The following is a 5,819-nucleotide window of genomic DNA, read 5'->3' on the forward strand; positions in this document are numbered from 1 at the left end:
AAAACGTCCTGCCGTAAAATCCGCCCGCGACGTGAAATTTATCCATCGAATTATCAAGCAAATCCGTCACGAAAAAATAATCGTCCCTGGGCGTGCGGTCGAATTGATTTTCGGGAAACGCGCTTTGGGCGACGTTTGGCGTATACGGCGGCGGAGGCGTAAAATCCTTTATCGGCTTTATGACGTCGGGATTTGCGCCGTTTGCAAATAGCGCCGTCGTAGCCGCAGCCAGACTGATAGCTAATCTCATTTGAAATCCTTTATGATAATTTTGATTTTTCGTATCACAATTATATAGAAAGGTATTTGAATATTTCCTGATTTTCATTAAGATAAGATTTATAAATTTCGCGCGGTTTTGTTTGTAGACGGCGACAAATTTTACGCACCGAGACCCGCACCTTTAAGATGCTAAATTTGGTTTGGTTAAATTTGGCGTTATGCATTAAATTTAATCTTTTTTGTTGAGAAGAAAGGGGCTTGAATTACGCTGCGCTAGCAGTTGCGAGCGAAGCTAGCAAAATAGCTCCCTTTTTCTTTTTTTTCGGGAGAGGAAGGGGATTCTACTTACGAAGCGTCGCCCCTTCCTCTCCCAAGCCCTCTCTAACCCCACTGCACGTGAGAGGTTGCTGCGCTATGCGCAGTTTTATCTGGTGCTGGAGCGCCGAAAATTTAAATTTGACGTTTTCAGGGTGCGGGTTTGGGTTGATAAAATTTGAAGCCGAAATTTACAAATTTATCTTCAAATTTGAACGTAAAAAGTTAAGGCGAAGTATTTTTGTTCTAGACGAGGCGCTTTTGAATTTGGCGACGAGAGTTACCTTGTAGGTAATGACCGAGCCAAATTTAAAAGTAACGAAGTATAGGGCAAAAAGACAAGCCGTTAAGGGTAAAAAAAGTTAAGTATTTGCGTCGCCGCCTTTTCTTCTATGTATGGGATTATGTAGCTTGGCGAATAAAGATTTTGGCCGCTTTCAATCTCGAGATTCGTCCTTTGTTCGCTGCCGTTTGCGCGGATCATCACGCTGATAAAGGCTCTGTAAAGATAATAATCCGTCCTGTCGTAAAAATCATCGTCAAATGGGTCGCCAAAAAGCATGCCAAAGCCCATACTTCGTGTGCGCCCGTAGCTGCCGAAACCATAACCCATATTCATATACACTCGCGGGCGTTCGCGTCGCTCAAAGCGCTGCAAGCTCGCAAAATCGCCCATTATCACCACGTCGGCGCTTTTTTGATCGAGGCTTTGCGTAAAGCCGTTTTGCAGTAGTTTGTTTCGCACGGTGTTTTCTAGCGTATTTGCGTAGCCGCAGGAGTTTTTAAAGTAAACATAGACGCTACGCGAGGCTTTTTTCACGTCGCCGTTTGTTATAAAAATAGGCACCGTGCTTCTAGCGTAAAGCTCGGGCGTGCGAGGCTCGCCGCAGCCTACGAAAAAAATCGCAAATAACAAAATAGAGAAAATTTTTAGTTTCATTTCGCGTCTCCTCGCCTAAATTTGACCGCAGCAAATTTAACGCGGTCGGGTCAAATTTAGGATCAAATTTAAGCGTATTTTACTACTAAATCTTTACTTTTGAGTAAATTTATAATACCAGCTTGATCTCGTTTTCTAGAGTGGCTTTTGGAGTGAGCCCGATGAAGCGCTTTTTGAGATTGCCCTCGCCGTCAAAGACGAAGATAGCAGGCACGCCCATCACGCCGCCCACTGCCTTGCTGAAATAATCGACCGAAATTTTATCGCTAATGACATCGTAGGCGATGCCGTGGTGCTTCACCATGTCGATATCTTTATCAAAACCAAGGCTGGGTCCAAATATCCCGTAAACGCCGAATTTATCCTTAAGCTCGGAGTAGATTTCATTTACGATCGGAGCTTGCGCTACGCAGGCGCCGCAGGATGTGCCGAAGAAAAAGAGCATATAAGGCTTGCCGTCCGTTTTGAGCCGCCTACCCTCGGGGAAATAGTGCGTATCTACGCCCTTTGGCGAGTTTAGGCTAATGTGGTGCTTGTCAAAGCCGCTATTTCCGCAGCCTGCTATCATCGCCGCCGCAAAGGCTAACAATATATATTTTTTTATCATAATTCTCCCAAATTTAAGCCGTCGCAAAGGCGCTTTGGCCGCTTGGCTGAGCAGCTAACCTCTCGCATGCCTCCGCGCGCTCGCCGTCGCTTACGTAGTGGATGTTTTCCATCTTGCCGTGCCTTAGATAGACGATCTTGTCACCAAACTGCCCAAGATCCGGGTTGTGCGTGATGAGCAGGATCGTTTTGCCCTCGCTTCGCAGCTTTTGAAACAGCTCCAAAACTACGCGTTCGTTTGCTTCGTCGAGGTTGCCCGTCGGCTCGTCGGCTATCAAGATATCAGGATCGTTTATCAGGGCACGCGCGATGCACAGACGCTGCTGCTCGCCGCCGCTAAGCTGACTCGGACGGTGATCTAGCCTGTGCCCCAGCCCCACTCGCTCAAGAGCCTTTTTAGCGTCCTCTTCGTCCACGCTGCTGTGATAGTACTGCGCTATCATCACGTTTTCGACGCAGTTTAGGTAGGGGATGAGGTGAAACTGCTGAAATATCAGCCCGATCTTTTCGCGGCGAAATTTGAGAGTCTCCTCGTCGCTAAGCCTGCTAGCGTCGTCTCCGCCTAGCGTGTACGTGCCTGCGGTCGGCTCGTCCATCAGCGAGAGGATATTTACCAGCGTACTTTTGCCGCTGCCGCTTGGGCCCATTATGCTGACCCACTCGCCGGCGTTTACGTCAAAGGTAATGCTCTCTAGCGCCTTTACTTCGCCGAATCTTTTTTCTATCCCGTTTAATCTTATCGCGTACTGCATATTATTCTCCTCTTAAAATATCGGCCATTTTATTTTCTAGCGCCCGTTTGATCGGATAGATCGAGGCCGCGCCCGCAAAAACGAGCGAGATCGCCATCGCTATCGGTATACTCATAAATCTAAAATCGATGCTCGAATCAAAAATCGCGTAACCTAAAATTTGCGCCAAACCGTAGCCTAAAATCGCGCCTACAAAAGCCGCCGCAAACGCCGTGACGAAGGTCTCGACGCCGAACAAATTTAACACATTTTTCTTGCTAGCGCCCAGCGCTCTAAGCAGCGCAATCTCCTTTGAGCGCGAGAATAAAATCGCGCTTAGCGTCGTGTTTACGCACATCGAAGTAATCAGCAAGATAACAAAGCTAACAAGCGCCATCAAAAGCTTAATCTTATCCAAAATCAGACCCTCTGATTTTGAAATTTTAGCCACTGGCTTAACGGAAATTTGCTCGTCGCTAAGGCTCTTGCCAAGCTCGCTTATGTAGTCAAATTTACCCGTTACTACGGCCTCGGCGTAGTTTAGCGTATTTGGCTCGTTTGCTATCTTTTGCGCTAGAGGTAGCGAGATGATGAGCAGCGAGTCCTCCTTGTCGCCGTCTTGCACGATGCCGCGGATCTTTACCTTTTCGCCCGAATTCGCGCCGATTTGTCTCACTTCGATCACGTCGCCGACCTTAAAGCCGCTTTGTTTGGCTAGATCGGTGCCGATTAGCGCGTTTCTCTCGTCAAAATCAAGCGTTATGCCTTGCCCCTCTTTAACCTCCAAAAACGGCTTAACCCGCGTTAGATCGCTAAATTTGACGCCCATAGCGATCGCGGTCGTTGGGCCAATATTTACCTGCGTAAAAAGATATCCGCTCTGTCCGAGTAGCTTGTCGCTTGGGATTTTGGCGATCTTTTCGTTAAATTTCGCCTCGTTTACCGCGTCGCTAACGGGGTCTGCGGGAGCGAAAACCACGTTAGCACCGTAGCTTTTTAGCTCCTTGGTTACTTTTGAGTCGATATCCAGATACACGTTTACAAAAGCCGCCGTCACGCACGCGCCAAGCAGGATAGAGACGATGATGACGCCCACTCTAGCCGCGCCAAAGCGCAGGCTTTTAAAAATGACGTTATAAAAAAAGCCTTTATTTGCGATCATATAGCACCTCCGCAGGCAAGAGTTTAACGACGCTTCTCATCGGCACGAGCGAGCCCGCGATCGAGATAAGAAGCGCAAAAGCGATACTAAGCGGGAGCACGATCCAAGCGATGCCGATGCCGTAGCCAAAGATACTGTAAGCGATTATGTAGCTAAGCGCATAACCCAAAAACGCTCCCAAAATGCCCGCAAAAAACGCCACGACTAGGCTTTCGCTCGCAAAAAGGGCATAAATTTCAAAGTTGCTAGCGCCTATGGCTTTTAGCAGGCCGATCTCTTTTTTGCGTCTGTAAATTTCGCTAGTCATCAGCGAGGTAATGCCGATAGAGGCGACCGCAAGCGCGATGACGCTAACGATACCCATTAGGCTTTGGATTTTTTTCACGATATTACTCTCGGCGTCGCTTACCTGCATCATCGCCTTTGCTGCAACGCCCGCGTAGTTCTCCTCGATCTGATATGCGATCGAGCTAACGTAGGCCGAGCAGTACCACATGTCGTATTCGGCGCTGTCTAGGTTATCTAGGTTTCGCCTAGCCTTGACGGAGAGGTCGTTTTCCGGGATCGTCATCGCCGAAACCTCGGCTTTTGAGTACTGTCCGGGCTTATTTAGAAGCTCCTGAGCTAGCTTTAGCGAGGTTACGATCTTATAGCTCTCTTCACCGGCTCCTTTTAGGATGCCCGCAATTTTTACGCTACGTCCGTTTAAATTTAGTTCACCGCCGACGCTCAAATTTCGCTTTGCGGCTAAATTTTCGCCCACGAGTACGTTTTGCGTATCGTCGTCCTCTATCCATTTGCCCTCAACCGCCCAAAAGCCAAATAGCGTTTTTACGCCCGTTTTAAACTCCGGCTCGTCAGCCACGTTTGCAAATTTATCAAACCAAGTGCCCGTGATTTGGTATTTTTCGCCGCTAGCGTCCTTTACCTCTCCGTTTAGAAACGGCGCAAACGCCACGATGTTGTTTCGCCAAAAAATTTCCTTTACCTTATGCAAATCCTCTTCGTTTAGGTAGTTTTGCGATTTTAGCGGTGTGAAATTTTTACCCTCGATCTCGATAGCCAGCGCTTCGCCCTTTGGCAAGACGACGATGTTTGAGCCGTAACCGCGCAGCTCGCTAGCGATCTGATCGCCGATTTTTAGCGTGATATTTAGCATACAAGCGATCAAAACCGTCGCCAAAAGTATGGTGATAAAGGCCATTCCTTTTTGCACCTTCGAGCCGGTGATCGAGCTTTTTATAAGCCTTAGTTGCATATTTTTCATTTTAAAGTCCCGTTTATATCGACGTATTTTTCAGGGTTGGCTTCAAATTCCGCCTGAGTTTTTTCGTTTTCAAAGAAATACGTCCTGTTGTAGTATAAATAAGATTTCGAGCCGATGTTACTTACTTTTTTGCGGCTTACCGGATCTAGCACCATTTTTTCGACGACTTTTGAGAAGTAGTTTGCGCCGCTTTGGATGGTGTCAAGCGTTACGGTTACGAATTTGCCGTCAAATTCAAAAGGCATAGGTATCGGGTTGCAGCCGCCCTCTTTGCCAACTGATGGCAAGAAAATGCGTACGTTGCACGAGATGCAGATGAGATCGCCGCCCTTTTTGACATAGCCCATATCGCCGCATATCGCGCACGCATCAAAGACGATGGTCGGCGAAGCGCGGTCTGAAAAGCGGTTTAAAAGAAAAAACCTTATCTCCCTGCCTTCGTCGTTTATATAGGCGTAGCGATGAAGTTCGTTGTCGGCGAGTTTTTCGACGTCAAATTTAAACTCGTTGTTTACGGGTTCTACGATGATAGGATCTGAGATCTCGGGCGGTTTAGATGCGTGCAGATCGTAGTAA

General features: G+C 47.6%; 6 protein-coding genes and 1 pseudogene. All 7 read right to left on the reverse strand.

What is annotated here, in order from left to right; genetic code table 11:
* Positions 1-250: pseudogene (locus RYL88_RS10990) on the reverse strand (TonB-dependent receptor); the annotation flags it as partial.
* 633 nt (positions 251-883) lie between these two features.
* The gene (locus RYL88_RS10995; protein WP_314991278.1) at positions 884-1,477 is read right to left on the reverse strand and encodes a hypothetical protein; all 594 of its coding nucleotides are present in this window, start codon (positions 1,475-1,477) and stop codon (positions 884-886) included.
* A 109-nt stretch (positions 1,478-1,586) separates the two neighbouring features.
* The gene (locus RYL88_RS11000; RefSeq protein WP_314991280.1) at positions 1,587-2,084 is read right to left on the reverse strand and encodes a TlpA disulfide reductase family protein; all 498 of its coding nucleotides are present in this window, start codon (positions 2,082-2,084) and stop codon (positions 1,587-1,589) included.
* 13 nt (positions 2,085-2,097) lie between these two features.
* Positions 2,098-2,835 carry an ABC transporter ATP-binding protein gene (locus RYL88_RS11005; protein ID WP_314991282.1) on the reverse strand — a complete coding sequence of 246 codons (738 nt, stop codon included), beginning with the start codon at positions 2,833-2,835 and terminating at the stop codon, positions 2,098-2,100.
* Position 2,836: 1 nt separating this feature from the next.
* Positions 2,837-3,976 carry an FtsX-like permease family protein gene (locus RYL88_RS11010; RefSeq protein WP_314991283.1) on the reverse strand — a complete coding sequence of 380 codons (1,140 nt, stop codon included), beginning with the start codon at positions 3,974-3,976 and terminating at the stop codon, positions 2,837-2,839.
* A complete protein-coding gene (locus RYL88_RS11015; RefSeq protein ID WP_314991285.1) occupies positions 3,963-5,243 on the reverse strand; it encodes an ABC transporter permease in 1,281 nt (426 codons plus the stop codon). Before RYL88_RS11015 ends, RYL88_RS11010 begins: the two co-directional genes overlap by 14 nt.
* Positions 5,240-5,819, reverse strand: a 580-nt coding sequence (locus RYL88_RS11020) for a Fe-S-containing protein (protein ID WP_314991287.1), incomplete at its 5' end; no start/stop codon positions are given. The genes RYL88_RS11020 and RYL88_RS11015, both read right to left, overlap by 4 nt.

Origin of the sequence: uncultured Campylobacter sp. (genome assembly GCF_963517995.1) — a bacterium.
Taxonomy (GTDB): Bacteria; Campylobacterota; Campylobacteria; order Campylobacterales; family Campylobacteraceae; genus Campylobacter_A.